The 20,138-nt window shown below is 63.4% G+C and carries 19 protein-coding genes; 6 read left to right on the plus strand and 13 right to left on the minus strand.

All coding sequences use genetic code 11. The features are described 5' to 3' along the window. Positions 1-11: 11 nt before the first annotated feature. The 6 genes from SLW75_RS02300 to SLW75_RS02325 all read right to left on the minus strand — a co-directional run bounded on the left by SLW75_RS02300 (position 12) and on the right by SLW75_RS02325 (position 4,512). On the minus strand, positions 12-380 hold the full coding sequence (locus SLW75_RS02300) for a type II secretion system protein (protein WP_410933423.1): 369 nt from the start codon (positions 378-380) through the stop codon (positions 12-14). Further along, entirely contained in the window at positions 377-814 is a 438-nt protein-coding gene (locus SLW75_RS02305) for a Tfp pilus assembly protein FimT/FimU (protein ID WP_410933424.1), read from the minus strand. Before SLW75_RS02305 ends, SLW75_RS02300 begins: the two co-directional genes overlap by 4 nt. A 1-nt stretch (position 815) precedes the next feature. Then, positions 816-1,241 carry a type II secretion system major pseudopilin GspG gene (gspG, locus tag SLW75_RS02310; RefSeq protein WP_065989019.1) on the minus strand — a complete coding sequence of 142 codons (426 nt, stop codon included), beginning with the start codon at positions 1,239-1,241 and terminating at the stop codon, positions 816-818. A 10-nt stretch (positions 1,242-1,251) separates the two neighbouring features. Next, on the minus strand, positions 1,252-2,454 hold the full coding sequence (gene gspF / locus SLW75_RS02315; RefSeq protein WP_192130437.1) for a type II secretion system inner membrane protein GspF: 1,203 nt from the start codon (positions 2,452-2,454) through the stop codon (positions 1,252-1,254). Between the two features lie 2 nt (positions 2,455-2,456). Beyond that, positions 2,457-4,175 (minus strand): type II secretion system ATPase GspE, encoded by a 1,719-nt coding sequence (gene gspE, locus SLW75_RS02320; RefSeq protein WP_065989098.1) that lies wholly within the window; start codon positions 4,173-4,175, stop codon positions 2,457-2,459. Positions 4,176-4,284: 109 nt separating this feature from the next. Further along, positions 4,285-4,512, minus strand: coding sequence for a hypothetical protein (locus tag SLW75_RS02325; RefSeq protein ID WP_065989026.1), 228 nt, complete (start codon positions 4,510-4,512; stop codon positions 4,285-4,287). 470 nt (positions 4,513-4,982) lie between these two features. On the opposite strand from SLW75_RS02325, the gene SLW75_RS02330 reads away from it, so the two are divergent. Further along, positions 4,983-7,724, plus strand: a complete 2,742-nt coding sequence (locus SLW75_RS02330) for a glycoside hydrolase family 3 C-terminal domain-containing protein (protein ID WP_410933425.1) — start codon at positions 4,983-4,985, stop codon at positions 7,722-7,724. Positions 7,725-7,868: 144 nt separating this feature from the next. On the opposite strand, the gene SLW75_RS02335 is transcribed toward SLW75_RS02330, so the two are convergent. Further along, positions 7,869-8,495 (minus strand): TetR/AcrR family transcriptional regulator, encoded by a 627-nt coding sequence (locus SLW75_RS02335; RefSeq protein WP_296308254.1) that lies wholly within the window; start codon positions 8,493-8,495, stop codon positions 7,869-7,871. 289 nt (positions 8,496-8,784) lie between these two features. On the opposite strand from SLW75_RS02335, the gene SLW75_RS02340 reads away from it, so the two are divergent. Then, positions 8,785-9,006: a hypothetical protein gene (locus SLW75_RS02340; RefSeq protein WP_192130441.1), complete on the plus strand. Its 222-nt coding sequence runs from the start codon at positions 8,785-8,787 to the stop codon at positions 9,004-9,006. 47 nt (positions 9,007-9,053) lie between these two features. On the opposite strand, the gene SLW75_RS02345 is transcribed toward SLW75_RS02340, so the two are convergent. From SLW75_RS02345 to SLW75_RS02370, 6 genes are all read right to left on the minus strand, one after another. Then, positions 9,054-9,194 carry a DUF2256 domain-containing protein gene (locus SLW75_RS02345; RefSeq protein WP_065989039.1) on the minus strand — a complete coding sequence of 47 codons (141 nt, stop codon included), beginning with the start codon at positions 9,192-9,194 and terminating at the stop codon, positions 9,054-9,056. Further along, positions 9,191-10,729, minus strand: a complete 1,539-nt coding sequence (locus SLW75_RS02350) for a cryptochrome/photolyase family protein (protein WP_410933426.1) — start codon at positions 10,727-10,729, stop codon at positions 9,191-9,193. Before SLW75_RS02350 ends, SLW75_RS02345 begins: the two co-directional genes overlap by 4 nt. 186 nt (positions 10,730-10,915) lie before the next feature. Beyond that, a complete protein-coding gene (locus SLW75_RS02355) occupies positions 10,916-11,221 on the minus strand; it encodes a protealysin inhibitor emfourin (RefSeq protein WP_065989052.1) in 306 nt (101 codons plus the stop codon). 25 nt (positions 11,222-11,246) lie between these two features. Beyond that, positions 11,247-12,311, minus strand: coding sequence for a M4 family metallopeptidase (locus tag SLW75_RS02360; protein WP_065989054.1), 1,065 nt, complete (start codon positions 12,309-12,311; stop codon positions 11,247-11,249). Between the two features lie 1,012 nt (positions 12,312-13,323). Beyond that, on the minus strand, positions 13,324-14,070 hold the full coding sequence (locus SLW75_RS02365; protein WP_410933427.1) for a response regulator: 747 nt from the start codon (positions 14,068-14,070) through the stop codon (positions 13,324-13,326). Beyond that, on the minus strand, positions 14,055-15,353 hold the full coding sequence (locus SLW75_RS02370) for a GAF domain-containing sensor histidine kinase (RefSeq protein ID WP_410933428.1): 1,299 nt from the start codon (positions 15,351-15,353) through the stop codon (positions 14,055-14,057). The genes SLW75_RS02365 and SLW75_RS02370 overlap by 16 nt, the downstream gene beginning before the upstream one ends. Before the next feature lie 327 nt (positions 15,354-15,680). Between SLW75_RS02370 and SLW75_RS02375 the strand changes: the two genes are divergently transcribed. The 4 genes from SLW75_RS02375 to SLW75_RS02390 all read left to right on the plus strand — a co-directional run bounded on the left by SLW75_RS02375 (position 15,681) and on the right by SLW75_RS02390 (position 20,125). Then, a complete protein-coding gene (locus SLW75_RS02375) occupies positions 15,681-16,655 on the plus strand; it encodes an ABC transporter substrate-binding protein (RefSeq protein WP_296314975.1) in 975 nt (324 codons plus the stop codon). Positions 16,656-16,728: 73 nt separating this feature from the next. Beyond that, positions 16,729-18,186: a sugar ABC transporter ATP-binding protein gene (locus tag SLW75_RS02380; protein ID WP_410933429.1), complete on the plus strand. Its 1,458-nt coding sequence runs from the start codon at positions 16,729-16,731 to the stop codon at positions 18,184-18,186. Then, a complete protein-coding gene (locus SLW75_RS02385) occupies positions 18,183-19,172 on the plus strand; it encodes an ABC transporter permease (protein ID WP_369319000.1) in 990 nt (329 codons plus the stop codon). Before SLW75_RS02380 ends, SLW75_RS02385 begins: the two co-directional genes overlap by 4 nt. After that, positions 19,169-20,125: an ABC transporter permease gene (locus SLW75_RS02390; RefSeq protein ID WP_410933430.1), complete on the plus strand. Its 957-nt coding sequence runs from the start codon at positions 19,169-19,171 to the stop codon at positions 20,123-20,125. Before SLW75_RS02385 ends, SLW75_RS02390 begins: the two co-directional genes overlap by 4 nt. Positions 20,126-20,138 lie beyond the last annotated feature (13 nt).

The following is a 20,138-nucleotide window of genomic DNA, read 5'->3' on the forward strand; positions in this document are numbered from 1 at the left end:
TGAACGGCGCCTCATTGCCCGGCACCCGAGTCTGAGCTGCGCACTTGCAGGCTGCTGTAATGGGCGCGCCGCGCGCCGTCGCTCACCTCAAGGTCCAGGCGCCAGGCCGTCGCCGGTGCATTGCCGCGGGGCAGTGCGCTGACATCCATCTGCCAGGTCACGCCGCTCCAGCGCCCCTCGGTCCGCCCCGGCTGCAAGCGGCCGGCGCTGGCCTCATCAATCAGCGAACGCGCGGCCAGACTCAGCCGGTCGCTGCGTTGCGCCTGCTGCAAGGCCCGGGCGCTCTGCCCGAACGCCACCACCAGCACGCTGCTGCACACCGCCAGCACCGCCAGGGCAGCAAGCATCTCCAGCAATGTGAAACCGCGCTGACGCGTCAATTGAGCGTGCGCAACTGAACGTCGCCGGTCAGCCAGTTGATGTCGACGCGCCAGTGTTTGTCGCCCCGGGCCAGCAGCAGATGGCCACCGCTGGAGCCGCCGTCGGGGTAGAACTCGAACGCCGGGCCCAGGCCGTCGGCGGTCTGCAATTGCACGCGCATGTCGTCGGGCAGTTGCACCGGCTTCAGGTGCGGGCCCTGAAGGCGCCCGTGGCGCAGGTCAAAGCGTGTCTGCGCCGGTTGCCCGCTGACGATCGCCTGCACCCGCGCCGCGCGCAGGGATTGCACCACTTCGCTCAACGCCCGACGCTCACCGGCCGCGTGCAAGCCCCGACCCACGCCAAAGCTCACCAGGCCGACGCTGATGCCGATCAGAACGATCACCACCAGCAATTCGAACAGGGTGAAGCCGCGGGCGCGGGGCAGGGCGCGCATGTTATTCCCAGTTACCGATGTCGGCCTTGTAGCCGTCACCGCCAGGCTGGCCGTCCTGACCAAAGAAGATCAGGTCAAAGCTGCCGTGCTCGCCCGGGTAGCGGTAGCCGAACGCGTGGCCGAACGGATCTTTCAGGTCCGAAGGCTTGGCGTACGGGCCGGCCCAGCCAGTGGCGTTGGCCGGCTTGGTGACCAGTTGCTGCAGATTGGCCGGCGGCGTGCCGACGTCCAGGCCGTAGCTTTCGACCTTCATGCCGAGGCTGGCGAGTTGCGCCTTGCCTGCGCCGTACTTGCCCTTGTCGACGTTGCCGCCGACCTGACGCACGACGATGGTGGCGACAATGCCCAGCAGCACGATCACGGCGAGCATTTCCAGCAGGGTGAAACCGCCCTGGCGACGGCCTTGGGCAGCGTTGAATCGGGACATGTGTATTTCCTCAAATGTTACTGGTAAGGCTCATCAGCGGCAGCATGATGGCGAGCATGATCACCGCCACCATCACCGCCATGACAACGGTCAGGCTCGGCACCAGCGCCGCGAGCAGACGGTCGATGCCGCGCTTGGCTTCGACGTCGAAGACGTCGGCAACCTTGAGCAGCATGCCGTCGAGGTTGCCGGCCTGTTCGCCGACTTCGATCATCTGCAGGGCCAGTTCCGGCAGCAGCGGTTGCTCGCCGAATGCCTGGGCCAGCGTGCCGCCACCCTTGACCCACTCGGTGGCCTGCTCGACCTGGGCGCGCAGGGCGTAGTTGCCGCACACCTGACGGACGATGGTCATCGCCTGCAACAGCGCGACGCCGTTGCTCAGCAGCGTGCCGAGGGTGCGCGCCAGACGCGCGGCTTCGATCCGCTGCAACAGCGGGCCGATGACTTTTATAAACAGCAGGCGTCGGTCATGACGCTGGCGCCGTTGGGGATCGCGGCGCAGCACGGCAACCGTCCAGATCAGCCCGACGATCGCACCGAGCAGCAGCAACCCGTAAGCGCTGAGGAACTCCCCCAGCCACAGGATCGCCTGGGTTATGAAGGGAATCGGCACGCCCAGGTCACGAAAGATCGGCACGAACTGCGGCACCACGTAGGCCAGCAGCAGGGCCAGCGAACCGAGCACGCCGACCACCAGAAAGATCGGGTAGATCAGCGCATTGATGACTTCGCCGCGCAGCATCTGGCTGCGCTCCAGGTACTCGCTGAGCTGACGCAGGGTGTTTTCCAGAGAGCCGCCGGCCTCGCCTGCGCGAACCATGCTGATGTACAGGCTGGAAAACTGGCCGTGCTCTTCTTCCAGCGCCTGGCTCAAGGGTTTACCGGCCTTGACCTGTTCGCGAATGCGTTCGAGCAGCGCCTGGCGCTTGGGCTCGTGGGTCTGCTTGAGGAGGATGGTCAGGGCGCGTTCCAGCGGCTGGCCGGCGCCGAGCAGGGTCGCCAGTTGCTGGGTGAAACTCACCAGCGCCGCGCCGTTCATGGCGCCCCGGCGCATGGCCGCACGCAGGCCGCTGTTGGTACTGGCCTCAAGGCTGAGCAGCAACAGGCCGCGTTTGTGCAGGACGGCTGTTGCCGCGGTCTGATCGGCGGCTTCGAGGGTGCCGTGTTGGGCGACGCCGTCGGCATCCAGGGCGCGGTATTTGAAATGGGCCATGGTCAGTCGCCACGCGTAACGCGCAGCACCTCTTCAAGGGAGGTCACGCCGGCCACCGCCTGGCGCAGGCCTTCTTCATACAGGGTGCGCAGGCCACCACGGCGGGCCGCCTGTTCCAGCGTCGAGGCATCGGCCTGACGCATCAGCAGGCCGCGCAGTTCTTCGTTCATTACCAGCAATTCGGTGATGGCGCTGCGGCCGTGATAACCGCCGCCGGGCAATTCGCTGGCGGGGCGATACAGGGTGATGGGACGCTGATCGGTGAAGCGGTCCAGGCCGTGCTCGGCGACCAGTTCCGGCGGTGCTTCGAAGGCGATGCGCGTGAGCGGATCGAGCCTGCGCACCAGCCGCTGGGCCAGAATGCCTTTGACGGTGGAGGCGATCAGGTAGCTTTCGACGCCCATGTCCAGCAGCCGCGTGATACTCGCGGCGGCACTATTGGTGTGCAGGGTCGACAACACGAGGTGACCGGTCAGGGACGACTGGATGGCGATGCGGCAGGTTTCCAGGTCACGCATCTCGCCGATCATGATCACGTCCGGGTCTTGCCGGACGATGGAGCGCAGGGCGCCGGCGAAGTCCAGGCCGATGGCCGGCTTGACCTGAATCTGGTTGATGCCCTCGAGCTGATACTCGACCGGATCTTCCACGGTGATGATCTTGCGCTCGGCGGTGTTGAGCCGTGACAGCGCGGTGTACAGCGTAGTGGTCTTGCCGGAACCGGTGGGGCCGGTGACCAGCAGGATGCCGTGGGGGTTTTCCAGCACGTCGAGGAAGTTCTGCAGGCGCTCGCCGTCCATGCCCAGGCTGGGGAAGTCAAAGCTGACGGTCTGCCGATCCAGCAGACGCATCACCACTGACTCGCCGAAACTGGTGGGCACCGTGCTCACCCGCAAATCCAGCTCTTTACCCTGGATGCGCAGCATGATGCGGCCGTCCTGGGGCAGGCGCCGCTCGGCAATGTCCAGCCGCGCCATGATCTTCAGTCGCGAAATAATGGCAGCTGAAGAACTGGAGGGCGGTGCTTCCGCTTCGTGGAGGACGCCGTCGATGCGGTAGCGCACTTTCAGCTGGCTCTCGAAGGGCTCGATATGAATGTCGGAAGCACGTTGCTCGACGGCCCGCTGCAGGATCAGGTTGACCAGCCGAATCACCGGCGCCTCGGACGCGAGGTCCTTGAGGTGCTCGATGTCTTCTTTGGCGCCGTCGTGCTCGTCGAGGGTTTCGATCAGCGAGCCCATGGCTGAGCGGCCCTGGCCGTAATATCGCTCGATCAGCCCGTCGACCTCGCTGCCGGCACCGACCGACACGTACACCGGCGCCTGGCAGGCGTAGGCCACGGCGTCCAGCCCATAGGCATTGCCCGGGTTGGCGGCCAGCACGTGCACCCCATCGGCGTGGGCGCCGATGGGCAGCAGGCGATAGTGGCGCAGAAAGCGTTCGCTCAACTCTGGCAACGGCTCGCCGGACAGCGTCACGTTTTCCGCCAGCAGCAGCGGCGCCTGCAGCGTTGAGGCCCACGCCTTGGCCAAGTCTAGTTCGGACACCAGCCCCAAGCGGGTCAGCAATTCGGTCAGCGAACTGCCTTCCGATTCCTGGGCCAGTCGCTGTGCCCGTTCAAGATCACCTGTCTTGAGCCCGGCATTGGCCAACAGCCAGGCACACAGCGCTTCGGCCGAGTGCGCGGTGAGTTGCTGGCTATTGATAGGGGACAGAGGAATGGACACAGCACCGGTTCAAATAAGAGAGGCCTCTGACGAGACCTCGGGGGGATCAATTACATAACGTGCATAACAGTATGCTGCTTAACAGCAACTGAACGGCAGTGCGTTAGTTTGTCGCAGATGAAGTGTTAGCGGACGGACGGCCACGCTTGTTTTCATCAGCCTGATTCTGTTTGGTGGCTTTTTTCACGGCTTTTGCATCTTGCGTCTGGGTCATGACGGTAGAATCTGCTGCGCCGGAGATAGTTTCCTGAGTGTCGGAATCAGCGGCCATAGTTGCAGTTGCGAACGACAGGGTCAGTGCGGCGATGGCGCCCAGTACTGGCAGTTTCATGTGTTGTTTCTCCAATGTTTGTCATGTGTTTGAAATGATCGAAACGCTGGCTCGCAGCGCAGGTTCATCACTCGCTCGGAGAGCGAACCCCAGCATTTACGGGGTTTCAGGGGGTGAGCGGTGAAAATTGCTAAACCTACAGACCTGTAGGTTTAGCAAGAGTTCAGATGATGTATCAAAAAATGTCGAGTTTGTTCGAGATTGATTATTTTGTTTGACATCAATTGAAAACAATTGCCTTAATTTAAACGTCTCGGGCAATGCTCGTGCAGTTGGGTGGCTCATCGCCATTAACATAAGTTACAGAAGATCATATTGCCCTTACTCATCGTCCTGTTATAACGCCACTTTCCGTTCGCCGATGTTCTTTCGAGAAATATCGGTATAGGCAGCGTATTGCCTGAAAACAAAGGCTTGTGGCGTGTCAACTGCGACAAATGAGCGCGGGTGGTACTTGGAGAGCGTCCCCTATGCGAAACCGTAAAACTTTCGGTGCCCACTCGGCACTGGCTTTGTTGAGTCTGGCCATCTGCCACGCCAACGCAGCCGACACCACCACCCAAGAGCAACTCGCTGCCAAGGAACTGCGCGCGGACAAAGCCGCAGAAAAAACCCTGGCGAACATGACTCAGGAAGAAAAGCTGGCCTACATCGGCGGCATCGGCGGCTGGGACGTCAAACCGCTCAGCCAGTACGGCGTGCCACAGATCCACGGCGCTGACGGCGGCGCAGGCATCCGTTACACCAGCGAAGGCAACGATCCGGGCGTGGTTTATCCGTCCGGCCCGAACCTGGCGTCCACCTTCAACCCGCGCCGCGCCATCGATTTCGGCCGCGCCCTGGGCTACGACACCGCCAGCGGCGGCTACCAGTTCGTCACCGGCCCGGGCATGAACCTGTACCGCATGCCGTGGAGCGGCCGTGCCTTCGAATACCTCTCCGGTGAAGACCCGTTCCTCGGCGCCAGCCTGGGTCCTGCGGTGATCAACGGTATCCAGCAGCGTCGCGTCTGGGCGGAAGCCAAGCACTACGCCGGTAACGACCAGGAAACCAACCGCTTCATCCTGAATCAGGTCATGCCTGAGCGCGTCCTGCGCGAGATGACCCTGCCGCCGTTCGAATCCGCCACCAAGAACAGCACCGTGGCGATGATGATGTGCTCGTTCCAGAAAGTGAACGGCGAGTACGCATGCGAGAACAAGCACCTGATCGCCGACATCCTGAAAAAGGAATGGGGCTTCAAGGGTCTGGTACAGAGTGACTACAACGCCGTCGTCCACGGTCTGCCAGCGGCACAAGCCGGCACCGACCTGGACATGATGGGCGGCCAGATGAACAGCAAGGTGCTCAAGCCTTACCTGGACAGTGGCGAGCTGGACATGGCGACCATCGACGACAAGGTCCGCCGCATCCTGAAGAACATCTACCTGTACCAGTTCGACAAGTTCGCACCGCTGACCACGCACAACATGAACAGCGCTACCAGCAACAAGGTCGCCCTGAACATCGCTCGCGAAGGTATCGTGCTGCTGAAAAACCAGGGCGACGTGCTGCCGCTGGACAAGAACAAGGTCAAGCGCATCGCCGTCGTTGGCGACCTGGCCAAGTACGCGCCGCCGACCGGTTTCGGCAGTGCTCACGTTGACGCCACCCGTTACATCAGCGAGCTGAGCGGTCTGCGCCAGATCGCACCGGGTGCTCAGGTGGAGTTCCTCGACAGCCTGTCCCTCGACCCGACAGCGATGCACTGGACCACCACCGACAGCAAAGGCAACAGCGTTGCGGGCATGAAGACCGAGTACTTCAACAACGCCACTTGGTCCGGCGATCCTTCGGCCACCCAGATTGACACTTACGTCAACCTGGACTGGTCCACCGACAGCGTGCCGAGCAACGGCGACACCGCCAACACCTCGATTCGCTGGAGCGGTCAGGTCACCCCGACCATCAGCGGCGACCAGGTCTTCAAAATCCGTGCCGACGGCGCTGTGCGTCTGTGGGTCAACGGCGAGAAGGTCATCGACAACGGCGACGGTGAGAACATCACCAACAAGAGCATTCCGCCGACCATCCCTGTTTCCGGCAAGATCAAGCTGGAAGCCGGCAAGGCCTACGACGTGAAGCTTGAGTACTCGCGCCGTGACGGCTACCTGTCGACCATGGGCGGCCTGGTGGGCGTGCAGATGTCGACCGCTTCGCTGACCGCACCTTCCGACCTGTCGCAATACGACGCGGTCGTGGTTGCCGTCGGTAACAGCGCTGAATACGAAGGTGAAGGTTTCGACCACAGCTTCGATCTGCCTGAATACCAGAACGAACTGATCCAGAACATCGCCAAGGCCAACCCGAACACCGTGGTGACCATGCACGGCGGTACCGCGCTGAAAATGAGCGACTGGATCGACCAGGTTCCGGCTGCGCTTCACGCGTTCTACCCAGGTCAGAACGGTGGTCAGGCCCTGGCCGAGATCCTGTTCGGCAAGGTCAACCCGTCGGGCAAGCTGCCGATCAGTATCGAGCGCAACATCGAAGACAATCCGCTGTATAAGGATTTCCCGGCCTTCGACAACACACGCACCAAGGTCAAGGAAATCACCTACGCCCACGACCTGACCATGCTCGGCTACCGTGGCTACGACAAGACCAACACCAAACCGCTGTTCGCGTTCGGTCACGGCCTGTCGTACACCCAGTTCACCTACAACAACATCTCGGTCACCCCGGGCGTTGCAGTGGGCAACACGCCGATCAAGGTCTCGTTCGACCTGACCAACAGCGGCAAGCGTGCCGGTTCCGAAGTCGCCGAGCTGTACGTCGGCCAGCAGAACCCGACCGTCGAGCGCGCCGTCAAAGAGCTGAAAGGCTACAAGAAGGTCTTCCTGCAGCCGGGCGAAACCCGTCACGTCACCATCGAACTCAACGATCGTTCGCTGGCGTACTTCGACGAGGCAAGCAAGCAGTGGGTGATCGATGCCGACACCTTCAACATCAGCCTGGGCGCGGCCTCGGACGACATCCGTCTGAACGCCAAGCTGGTCAACTCGTTCCGCCAGGAACTGTCGACCACCACCAGCAACCCGCTGCCACGTTCGGCGCTGAACTCGGTCAAAGTGACCCTGCCAGCGGTGAAGACCGGCGGTGTGCTTGATCAGGCCGAAGGCACCGACGCAGCCGATGGCAACAGCGACTACGACGGCAACACCGAGTACTGAGTGATCACAACGGGAAAGGGCTGAAACACTGGCCGGTGTCGGGATCTGATCCCGGTGCTGGCTGAGGCCTGAACCCGCGTGGCAACTTGAGCTCGAGTGACAGAGAGTGAGGCGATCCGGCCAGCCCGGATCGCCTCATTTTTTTTAGGCGCGGATAGCGCGCTCGACCTGGGCCATGTAACTGTCGAAACGCTGCACCAGATCCACTTTGTCCGGGAAGCGCAGCCACTGCAGCTGCAACCCGTCCATCATCGCCAGTATCTGGTGGATGAGCGCATCCAGGTCCACATCCCCACGCACCTCGCCGGTGGCCACCAGATGGTCGAGCCGTGCCCGCATGCGCCCGTGAATCGTCACGTAGCGAGACTGAAACCACTCCCACCCCGGATGACTCTCCACCAGGCTTTCGGCATTGAGCATGCTGAACGCGCGAATCACGCCGGGCGCCGTCGCGCTGGAACGGTTGATCTGCCGCAGGCCGCTGACGAAGCCCTGCAGCGTCGGCTCGCTGTGCAGGCTGCTGATCACCTTGTGGTTGACCTCGTCGCGGCGCGCGAGCACGCCCATCAGCAAGGCGACCTTGTTCGGAAAGTGGTGCAGCACGCCCGCCACCGAGATGCCGGCGATGTCGGCGATGCGGGCAATGGAGGAACCGGTGTAGCCCTCCAGCGAAAACAGTTGCAGCGCGGCGTCGAGAAGTTCTTCGCGGCGCTTTTCACCCTTGGGTGCGCGACGGGTGCGGGGGAGTGTGTCTGACGTATTTCCTGTCATCGGGTTTACCTGGCGTCTCCATGATTTGCAGGTGTCTGGGCGATTCAGCAGGCCTTTCCCGTCGCCGGATTGCGAGGCGCAAAAGGCAAAACGGGCGCGGCAAGTCGTCGCGGCGGCTGAAACGGCACGCTCTGTTTAAGGGCGCAACCGGATTTTGGCAAGCGAAAACTGATATTCAGGACTGTCGGCGGGCGGGCACCACCGTTCGGGTGAGGCCCTTCCAGAAAGTGGGAACTCCCGTCGCGCGTGCCTCTCCTTTGAAGTAACTGACCCACAAGGAGGATCCACTGTGAACGAACAAGCCAATCCCGGAATCGCCTATCTGATCGAATGTGCCCAGGAGACGACGATCGATTCGCGGCTGTTTGCCATTTACGAAGCCCTGGCCGAAGCGGGCGGGCTCGTTCCCCAGGAATACTTGATCAAGGTGGCACGCGAGACCACGGCCGGCCCCAAGCAGCAATTGTTGATCAGACTGATCGGCCGAGCCAGTCGCGCACAGGTCCACTGATCAGGCGGGGCACCCCAGGTGGGCCCACTGACGCCGATTGAACCCTTTCACGACTCGGAGCGCTTGCCCCGCCGGCAGCGCTCCGAGCAGTAACGCACCTCATCCCAGCAGCGCGCCCATTTTTTCCGCCAGGTGAACGGCAGTCCGCAGACCACGCAGGTTTTCACGGGCAGCTCGCTCTTCTTCAAATCGCCTCTCCGGCGTCGAGTTTGCCCAGCAGCGACTCGCCCCTTTGCCACAGCGCGTCCTGCTTCGCCTCGGTCATCCGATCAAGATTCTTGTAGACCATGCCCATGCGCTGATTGGCACGCAGCAGGTTGCTGTGGCGCATCACGAAATGCCAGTACAGCGAATTGAACGGGCAAGCGTCTTCCGTGGTGCTTTCCTTGACCTTGTAGGCGCAGGTGCCGCAGTAGTCGGACATGCGCTTGATGTACTGGCCGCTGGCGCAATAGGGCTTGGAACCCAAATAGCCGCCATCGGCGTGCATGACCATGCCGAGGGTGTTGGGCAGCTCCACCCATTCGAAGGCGTCCATGTAGATCGCCAGGTACCACTCGCAAATTTGCGTGGGCGCGATGCCGGCCAGCAAGGCGAAGTTGCCGGTGACCATCAACCGCTGAATGTGATGGGCGTAGGCGTGTTCAAGACTCTGGCCGATGGCCTGGCTCATGCAGTTCATTTTGGTCTGGCCGGTCCAGTAGAACTCTGGCAGCGCGCGGGTGTTGCCGAATGCGTTGCCGTCGGCGTAGTCCGGCATCTTCAGCCAGTAAACCCCACGCACGTACTCCCGCCAGCCGATCAGTTGGCGGATGAACCCCTCGGCGGCGTTCAGCGCGACGCCGCCCGACCAGTACGCCGACTCCACGTCGCTGCACAGCTGGCGCAGGTCGAGCAAGCCGATGTTCAGCGCCGCGCTGATGCGCGCGTGGAAGAGGAAAGGCTCATCGATGGCCATGGCGTCCTGATAGTCGCCAAACGCCGCCAATCCGTAATCGAGGAAGTACTGCCACAGGGCCTGGGCGTCGGCGTGGGTCACCGGGTAGTCGAAATTGTCCAGCGAGCCGTAGTGGCCGGAGAACCGTTCACCCACCAGTTCCAGCACGTCGCGGGTGATGGCGTCCGGGGCGAAACGCGCTGGGTAGGGCGCGGAGACCTTCTTCGGCAGCGCCTTGCGGTTTTCGGCGTCGAAGTTCCAGGCACCGCCCACCGGCGTACCGTCGCTGTTGAGCAGCAGCCCCTGCTTGCGGCGCATTTCGCGGTAGAAGAACTCCATGCGCAGCTGAACCTTGCCGCTGGCCCATTGGGCGAACGCTTCGCGTGAGCACAGAAAGCGCGTGTCGCTGTGCCAGACCAGCGGCAGGCCGCATGCTCTGACCGAGTGCTCCAGACGCCAGTCACCGCACTCGGTGACGTGGACTTCCTCGGCTTGCAATGACGCGTACCAGCGCTGCAATTCGGTCGGCACCGAGCCGGTGTTCAGCGCATCGTCCAGCGTCACGTACTGGACGATGATGCCGCGCTCCTGCAGCGCCTGGGCGAAATGGCGCATGGCGCTGAAGATCAGGGCGATTTTTTGCGGGTGATGGGGGACATGGGTCGCTTCTTCCATGACCTCGACCATCAGCACGGCATCGCGTGCGGGGTCCAGTTCGGCGAGGGAAGCCAGGTCGAACGACAACTGGTCGCCGAGGACCAGGCACAGACGGCGGACAGGCATCATGGGCAGGTCTCGGGTGACAAGGACGGTTTGCCGGGCATCGGCTTTGCCTGGGCGTGAGGGGCAGGGGGCGAGTGAAGGTAGGGCAAGGGATTCCTGAATGGCGGCAAATGATGGCAGGGAAGGGAGTGAAGCGCCGAGCAGAGCGTTCTGCCCGGCGCGCAGTCAGGGGTCCAGGCGGTCAGGGGGCTATCCGGACACGTGGCGCCTGACGCACTGCATCAGGCCTTGCAACGGACCGGACTCCACCGGCGCGGGGACGCAGACGGTGCGCTCCCGGTCGCCTTCGCTGATGGTCAGCGTGTAATGCTGCATGCCGCGCAACGCACGGGCCGGGCGCCGACCTTCCGGCAACGCGAAGAACTCGGACGCGTCGACCAACTGCCGCAGCTCTCGCTGGTCGGGTTCGGGCAGGGCGTCCACTTCGATGGTGTTGGGCTTGTTCAGCCCGGGAAAAAAGGCGACCCCGCCGCTTTCGCTGAATGAGATACGCATGTGGGTGGTTCCTCGTCATGGCGGATCATTGCGCGTTAATGCCCACGGCCGCCCAGCCTTCTTGTACCGCGATTTGGGCCGCTTCGCCTACACCGTACAGCCGGCCGGCAACGTCATGGGTGATCCGCGCAAACCGCACGAAGCCGGCATTGGGGCGCAGACGTGAATCGCGCAGCGCGTCATACCAGATGCGCCCGGCCTTTTCCCAGGCATGACCGCCGATGCGCGTCGCCACTTGATAGAACGCGTGGTTGGGAATGCCCGAGTTGATGTGCACGCCACCGTTGTCGTCGTAGGTGTGGACGAAGTCGTCCATGTGGCCGGGTTGCGGGTCCTTGCCCAGCACCGCGTCATCGAAGGCGGTGCCGGGGGCTTTCATCGAGCGCAGGGCGGTGCCGGTGATCTGGTCGGTGAACAGCCCTTCACCGATCAGCCAGCTGGCTTGTTTGGCGGTTTGTTTCAGGGCGTACTGCTTGATCAGCGAGCCGAATACGTCAGACATGGACTCGTTCAGCGCGCCGGCCTGGTTGAAGTAGACGAGCCCGGCTTCGTCTTCGGTGACGCCGTGGGCCAGTTCGTGGCCGATCACGTCGAGGGCGATGGTGAAGCGGTTGAACAGTGACTGATCGCCGTCGCCGAAGACCATCTGGGCGGAGTTCCAGAAGGCGTTGTTGTAGCCTTTGCCGAAGTGCACGGTGGCGTCGAGGGCCATGCCGGCATCGTCGATGGAGTTGCGGTCGAACACGTCGAAGAAGAAGTCGAAGGTGGCGCCGAGGCCGTCGTAGGCTTCGTCGACGGCAATGTCGCCGCTGGCGGGTTGGCCTTCGCCGCGTACAAGGGTGCCGGGCAGGGTTTCGCCGCCGTCGGCGGTGTAGATCGAACGGCGTTTGCCGGTGAGGGGGGCTGCGGCCAGGTGCACGAGGCGTCGGTCGGGTTGTGCGCTGAGGCGCAGGGAGCGAAAGGTGTTGTCTTTGGCCCGGGTGCGCAGGGCCGCTTCCCGCTGGGCTTTGTTGCCGTTGCGGGCTATCTGGTCGAGCAGGTAGGGCGGGATGAGGCAAAGAATGGGGTTACGCGTGTGGTTCCTGCACATGGGCAATGCTCCTGAGTGACATCGTTCAGTTGAGCGAGGCGTCGCGGTCTCGCTTTAATCGACAAGCGCGGTTGATCTTGCGTTCCCCGAGGTCAAGAGCGTCTGCCTGGGGGCAGACTGTTTCGCCTTCGGCGAGTTACTTGGAAAAGCACCCCAAGTAACCAAGGGTGCTTGCTCCTGGTTTGGCCCTTCCTTCGTCAGGGTTCCTTCACTTCGGTCTCGCTCCGTGGGCCCGCTGCCATCCGCCATCCATGGCGGGGGGCAGCTCTCGCCGCATCCATGCGGCTCGGCCCACTCCACGAGACCTGCGTTCAGCCTGCACCCAAGTCGCGATTGGCGGTGACTGGACTTTTTGCGTATGAAGATCAAGATCAACAGCGCGTTAGGTGGATCAAAAGCTTCCCGGCTAAAGCCGGTCCTACCGGGTATACGCGGTGCTTTTAGTGGGACCGGCTTCAGCCGGGAAGAGGCCAGCTCAGGCGCCGACATGATCGTTCCCACGCTCCGCGTGGTAACGCAGCCCGGGACGTTCCGCGTCCCGAAGACAACGCGCATTCAGGCCGGGGGAGGTGACGCGGAGCGTCACAGGATGCATTCCCACGCGGAGCGTGGGAACGATCAACGCGCACCGTTAGTGGGACCGGCTTCAGCCGGGAAGCCTTTGATCTGCTTTTGATCTTCTCCGCGGTAGTTCAAGCACCGCAAAACGCGACTTTGGTGCAGGCTGAACGGAGGTCTCGTGGAGTGGGTCGAGCCGCATGGATGCGGCGAGAGCGCCGTCAGGACATGGATGTCCGTTCGGCGCGGGCCCACGGAGCGAGACCGGAGTGAAGGAACCCTGACGAAGGAAGGGCCCAACCGAGAGCAAGCACCCTTGGTTACTTGGGGTGCTTTTCCAAGTAACTCGCCGAAGGCGAAACAGTCTGCCCCCAGGCAGACGCCCTTGATCTTCTCTCAGCCGCACCGCGCACTCCGGGGACAGATTAATTTACGGTGAAGCGCTGTAAATAAATCAGTCCCCTCCAACCCGATGCCGCGCCGGGTTCTTCAGCCACAGTTGCAGTTCGGCCTCGGCCTGTTCCAGCGCGGTGCGGTTGAGCAGGCGGCGGAGCAGGGCGACGTTGACGGCGCGGGCGCGGAGGTTGAAGGCGGTGCTGCGCTCACCCGCCGCATCGGGCTGATAGACGCCGAGCTTTTCGTACAGCTGCTGGAGCCGGTTCTGCACGCTGCGCAGCGACAGGTTGCGGCGGGTGGCGATGGTGCGGTCGGTCAGGCCGAGGGCGATGTCTTGCAGCACCTCGTATTCGCCATCACTCAGCCCGGACAACTGATCGTGGGCCTTGAGTTGCACGCCGCGAATCTCGCGGTCGATCACGCACTGCTGCTCGATGAACAATCCCCGCAACGCCAGACGCAAGCGTTCTTCCGAAGCGGTCTTGAGGATGTAACCGTAGGCCGCGCCCTGGGGCACGATCCGCGCGATGCCCCGCACGTAGGCCTCGTCGGAGTAATTCGACCAGAACAGAATCGACGTGTCCGGCTGCTGCCGCCAAATGGTCTTGGCCGCTTCGACGCCGGTGCGGCAGGGCATCTGCAGGTCCATCACCACCGCGTCCACCGGGCTCTGACTGAACATTTGCTCGCCGATCCGGCCGTCTTCGGCCTCCAGCAAGCGCGTGCATTCCGGCAGGGCCACTTCGATCACTTCGCGCAGGAACGCCCGGTGCACCGGGTCGTCTTCAATCAGCAGGACTTGCATGGCGTCTCCGTTAAAAACGCAGGCGCGCAAACAGCTGCCGCCTCATCAACGATGGCGAGATCAGCCAGCGGCAGGCACACCCTTACCCGGGTGCCTCGCCCGTCGGGCCCGCTTTCGATAAACAACTGCGCCGCCATCAGTTGCGCGCGCACCTGCATGTTCTGAATGCCGCCGCTTTTGAAACCACTGCCCACGTCCAACCCAAGGCCGTCATCGTCAATCGTCAGTTGCAACAGGCTGCCTGTGTGGCTGATGTGGATGACGATACTGTCCGGCATCGCGTGCCTGATCGCGTTATTCACCGCTTCCTGAATGATGCGGAACACCGCGACTTTCACCGACTCCGGCAAGCGGTCGCCCATGCCGTCGGTGCTGTCCTGCAGGCGCGTTTCGATGCTCAGGCCGCTGTCGCGCACGCTGCGCCGCAACAGGTCTTCAACGCCTTCTTCAAAGCCGAACAGCTGCAGCACCGTCGGCTTGACCGCATCAATGAGCTGTCGCAGCTCCTGCATGCTGTCCTTGAGGGCCCGGGCAATCCCGCGCAAGTCCTCGCCCGGCACGCTGGGCAGGGTTTGCAGGCGGGCAATGCGCCGGTGCAGGCGGGTCATGTCGGCGAGGGTCTGGTCATGCAAGTCCATGCCCACCCGCTGCCGTTCGCGCTCCAGCTCTTCGGTCAGACGCAGCGCGCCCTGGCGCAGACCTTCCTCCCGCGCACGCACTTGGGCTTCGGCGATTGCCAGTTGCTTGGCCTGCTCGGTCTGGCGCAGGGCGTACACGTAGGAGGCCAGGAGATCGGCGACGTGCTGGGTGTGGCGCACGTCGTCCAGGGTGTAGAAATGCTCGGTGTGTTTCGAGCAGCTCAGCGCGCCGATGATTTCGCCCCGCGCGCGCAGAGGCACGTGCAAGCGGCTGCGCAGGCGGGCGTCGAAAATCGGGTGGTTGACGGCGCCGGGGAAGGCGAAGCGTGCGTCGTTCATGGCGTCGTGGGTCAACAGAAACGCCTGCTCGCCCAACAGCACGGCGCGGATCGGGCTGGTGTGCACCGGCATCGGCTGGGCGACATCGCCCCACAGGGTGTGCACGCCGCTTTCATAGGTGATGTGCTCGCGGCCATTGAGCACGAACAGGCACACGTCGAGGTGGTCGTGGGGCAGAATCGGGCTGATTTCCCGAGAGACGGCGTCGATCATCGACTGGAAATCCAGCTGGCCGGCGAGGGCGCGGGAAATACCGAGAAAATGATGCAGTACGTCTTCGGCAAGGGTGTGCGGTCGCTGTGCCATGGGCTCCAACCTGTTTTTATTGTCTGGATAGAACACTTTTTGTAAACGAACAGGGATGCAGTCCGGGCATTATGGCCCCTGTGCAGCAAAAAGAACGCTGGATCCTGCAGGTCGCTTGCGGGATCCCGCATCAGGTCTGCACGATTGACCACTGACGCTCTTCACCGGCCAGTGCAGACTCGCCGCGTACTGTTCGTAATAAGGTGCGACCGACGCCGTCGGCCACCCTGCAGCCCCCATAAAAATAACAAGGGTTCAACTATGAAAAGTCGTCGTCATCCGCTACGCCGTTCATTGCTGTGTGCCGCACTGGCTGTGGCGCCCCTGATGGCTCTGCCCGTCGCCTCCCACGCCGATACGGCCGACAAGAAGATCGCGCTCTCCAACAACTACGCCGGCAACTCCTGGCGCCAACTGATGCTCGCCAGCTGGCAGCAGACCACCGACAAAGCCGTCAAGGATGGCCTGATCGCGTCGGCTGACAGTTTCACCACGGCGGAAAACCAGGCCACCGAGCAGGCCGCGCAAATCCAGAACCTGATCCTTCAGGGTTATGACGCCATCGTGATCAATGCCTCGTCGCCAACCGCCCTCAACGGCGCGGTGAAGCAGGCCTGTGACGCCGGGATCATTGTCGTGTCCTTCGACGGCACCGTTTCCGAACCCTGCGCGTACCGCATCTCCATGGACTTCAAGCAGACCGGCATCGAGCAGATGGACTACCTCGCCGGGCGCTTCCCTCAGGGCGCCAATGTGCTGGAAGTGCGCGGGCTGGCAGGCGTGTCGGTGGACGAGCGCATTCACTCCGGCATCACCGCCGGCGCGCAGAAACACCCGAACCTGAAAGTAGTCGGCGAGGTGAACGGCAACTGGTCACCGACCGTGGCGCAGAAAGCCGTTTCCGGCGTGCTGCCCAGCCTGCCGAAAGTCGACGCCGTGGTGACCCAGGGCGGCGAAGGCGTCGGCATTGCCCAGGCCTTTGTCGCGGCAGGCCGTCCGTTGCCGGCGATCATCTTTGGCAACCGCGAAGAAGAGCTGAGCTGGTGGAAAAAGCAAAGCGACGCCCAGGGCTATCAGAGCTTCTCCATCAGCAGCGGACCGAGTATTTCCAGCCTGGCGTTCTATGTCGCGCAGCAGTTGCTCGACGGCAAGCAGATGCCCCATGACCTATTGTCGCCTGCGGTCACCGTCACTCAGCAGACCCTCGATGCCAGCCTGAAGGACCTGCCCAAGGGCGGGATCGTCAGCGAGACCTACAGCGTCGACGACGTCGCCAGGCTCAAGCCCGCCGCGTCCCAGTGAGCTTTCCCCTGTGAGCCTGTCCATGTAAGCAAAGCAGGCCGCGCTGCCTGCGGCCCGCCAAGGAATTCCGACCATGAACGCAAATGGACCTGTGCGGGTGGCCTTCGCGGGCGCCGGCAAATCGTTCGGCGCCGTGCGCGCCCTGAGTGACGTCGACCTGAGCGTGCGCGCCGGCGAATGCCTGGGCCTGATCGGCCATAATGGCGCGGGCAAGTCGACCCTGATGCAAGTGCTCGCCGGTACCCTGGCCGCCGACTGCGGGCAGCTGTTGATCGAAGGTCGCGACCTGCGCGAAGGCTATTCGGTGCAAGTGGCGCGGCAGCACGGCATTCGCTGCGTGTTTCAGGAGCTGTCGCTGTGCCCGAACCTCAACGTGGCTGAGAACACCCGGCTGATGTCACCGGCCCTGCGCGGCTTCGGCTGGCGGCGTCGGGCCGGTGCGCTGATCGAAGCGATGCTGGAGCAGATTTTCCCCGGCCACGGCATCGAAGCCGATGACATCGTCGCTGACCTGTCCATCGGCAAGCGGCAGATGGTGGAGATCGCCCGGGCGTTCATCAATGTCGATGAGCGCCTCGATTTGATTATCCTCGACGAACCCACCTCATCCCTCGACGCCCGTGTCGCCGAGCAGCTGTTGCGCCATGTGCGGCGGTTCGTCGAGGGCGGCGGCAGCATCGTGCTGATCAGTCACATCCTCGGCGAAATGCTCGGCACCTGTGACCGCATCGCGGTGATGCGTGACGGCAGGATCGTTGAAACCCGTGCGGCCCGAGACTTCACCCATGATTCGCTGGTGGAAGTCATGGGCGGCACGGCCCGCGAACAGCAGCAGGCAGTACAAGCTTTCGCCTCCCGACGTGAGCAGGGCATTCCCCGCGTGCAACAGCGCCCGGCGCGTCAGGCCGATGGCCGCTCGGTGCAGGCGTTTGCCGGCGAGATCGTCGGGCTGTCCGGGCTGGCCGGGCACGGCCAGAGCCAGTTACTGACCCAGGTGCTGCGCGACTGCGTCAAGCACGGTACCGGCGCCAGTTTCGTCGCCGGCGACCGCCAGACCGACGGCGTGTTTGCGCTGTGGTCCATCGGCGAAAACATCACCATCGGCTCACTCAACCAGCTCAAGCGCGGCGTGCTGCTGGACCCCGATGCCGAGCAAACCATGGCCGACGACTGGATGAAGCGCATGGGCATCCGCACCCCTGACATGCGCAATCCGATCCTGTCGCTGTCCGGCGGTAACCAGCAAAAGGCGTTGTTTGCCCGGGCCCTGGCGTCCGACAGCCAGATCATCCTGATGGACGACCCCATGCGCGGCGTCGACGTCGGCACCAAGCGCGAGGTGTATTCGATTCTGATGGAGGAGGCGGCCCGCGGCCGCACGTTCATTTGGTACACCACCGAGCTGGAAGAGCTGACCTATTGCGACCACGTGTATGTCTTCCGCGACGGCCAGGCCGTGCTCGACATGCCGCGCAGTGAATTGAGCGAGGAGCGCATCCTGCGCAGCTCCTTCGCCGAGGAAACCCCATGAATGCCCCGTTGAATTCCGTTGCCCGCGCCCCCGTCGCGACGCGCAACAACGCCGCGCGCCGTGCCCGCATGCTCCGCGCCGCCTTGCCGGCGGTGTCGCTGGTGGTGTTGCTGGCGACCATCTTCATCATGCAGCCCCGGGCCATGAGCTACATGGGCCTGAACCTGATGCTCAACCTGGCGGTGCCGATCGCCTTGGCAACCATCGCGCAGATGCTGATCATCAGCGTCAACGACCTCGACCTGTCCATGGGCAGTTTCATCAGCTTCGTCGCCTGCGTGGCGGTGACGCTGCTCGATCAGCACCCGTTCCTCGGCTGGCTGGCGCTGGCCGGGTGCGTGGGCGTGTACGCCTTGCTCGGCGCGTTGATCCACAGCCGCAACCTGCCGTCGATTGTCGTCACCCTGGGCATGTCGTTCATCTGGGTCGGCGGCGCGATTCTGCTGCTGCCGTCGCCCGGCGGCACGGCGCCGCAATGGCTGCAGGCGCTGGTGCGGATCAAGCCGCCGCTGATTCCGCTGGCGATCATCGTCTGCATTGTGCTCGGGCTGGCGATGCACTTTTTCCTGATGCGCTCCACCGTCGGCGTGGTGCTGCGCGGCGCCGGCGGCAATCCGCTGGCGATCGCCAAGGCCGGCTGGTCGCTGCTTCGCATCAAAGTGGCGATGTACGCCATGGCCGGCAGCTTCGGTGTGCTGTCGGGGCTGTTTCTGGTGGGGCTGACCACCTCGGCCGACGCCAACGTCGCCCTGCGTTATACCCTGCTGTCCATCGCCGGAGTGATTCTTGGCGGCGGCGAATTCGTTGGCGGGCGCGTGTCACCCATGGGCGCTGTGCTCGGCGCGCTGACCCTGGTGCTGGCCGGTTCGCTGCTGTCGTTCATCCGCATCTCGCCTGACTGGCAGATCGGCGCCCAGGGCGCGATTCTGATTTTCGTGCTGGCGCTGCGTGCGGCGGTCAATCGTCTGGAGGTACGTCCGCTATGAGCACTTCATCCCTTGCAGCGCTGCGCGGCAAGCCGTGGCTCTGGTCATTTCTCGCGGCGTTATTGATCTGGGTGGCGACCCTGGTGTTCACCGGCGGGCAGGGCGCAGGCGCTTTGCTGTCTGGCGCGCTGGCGTTCTCGACGTTCTTCGCAATTGTCGGCATCGGCCAGATGTTCGTCATCAGCACCGGGCCGGGCAACATCGACCTGTCGATCCCGGCCAACATCGCCCTCAGCGGTGCGCTGGGCATGAAACTGATGGACGGCCAGGACGCGAACATCTGGCTGGGCGTGATCGGCGTGCTGGGCATCGGCGTGCTGGTGGGTTGTGGCAATTTCGCGTTGATCCGCCTGCTGCGCATTCCGCCGATCATCGCGACGCTGTCGGCCAGCTTCATCCTGCAATCCCTGGCCATTGCCTATGGCCGCAGCGTGCGGGTCCCGCCGCCTGACAGTTTCTACACCTTCGCCACCGGCCGTGTGTTCGGCGTGCCTTATCTGGCCCTCGTGGTGATCGCCGCGGCGGTGCTGATGGGGTACGTGCTGACCCGCACCCGTTACGGCCGTTCGGTGCTGGCCATCGGGCAGAACGCCCGCGCCGCTGAACTGGCGGGGATTCGGGTCGGCCGCATGCGCTTCGCCACCTACGTGCTCTGCGCGCTGTTCGGCAGCTTGTGCGGCCTGACCCTGGCCGGGTTTTCCGGGGGCGCGTCGCTGGGCATGGGCGAGGAATACCTGCTGGCGTCCATCGCCGTGGTGGTGATCGGCGGGACCTCGGTGGCCGGCGGGTTTTCCAACGTGCCGGGCATCTGGGGCGCGTCGCTGTTTCTCTACCTGCTGGTGAGCATGCTCAACACCTTCGGCGCCAGTGCCGGGGTGCGGCTGATCCTCACCGGCCTGATCATCATCGCGGTGATTACCGCTGTCAGCGGACGCAAAAATGCCCGCGCCTGAATTAAGGATCGAC

Origin of the sequence: Pseudomonas sp. W5-01, assembly GCF_046540435.1 — a bacterium.
In the GTDB taxonomy this organism is placed as follows: domain Bacteria; phylum Pseudomonadota; class Gammaproteobacteria; order Pseudomonadales; family Pseudomonadaceae; genus Aquipseudomonas; species Aquipseudomonas graminis_B.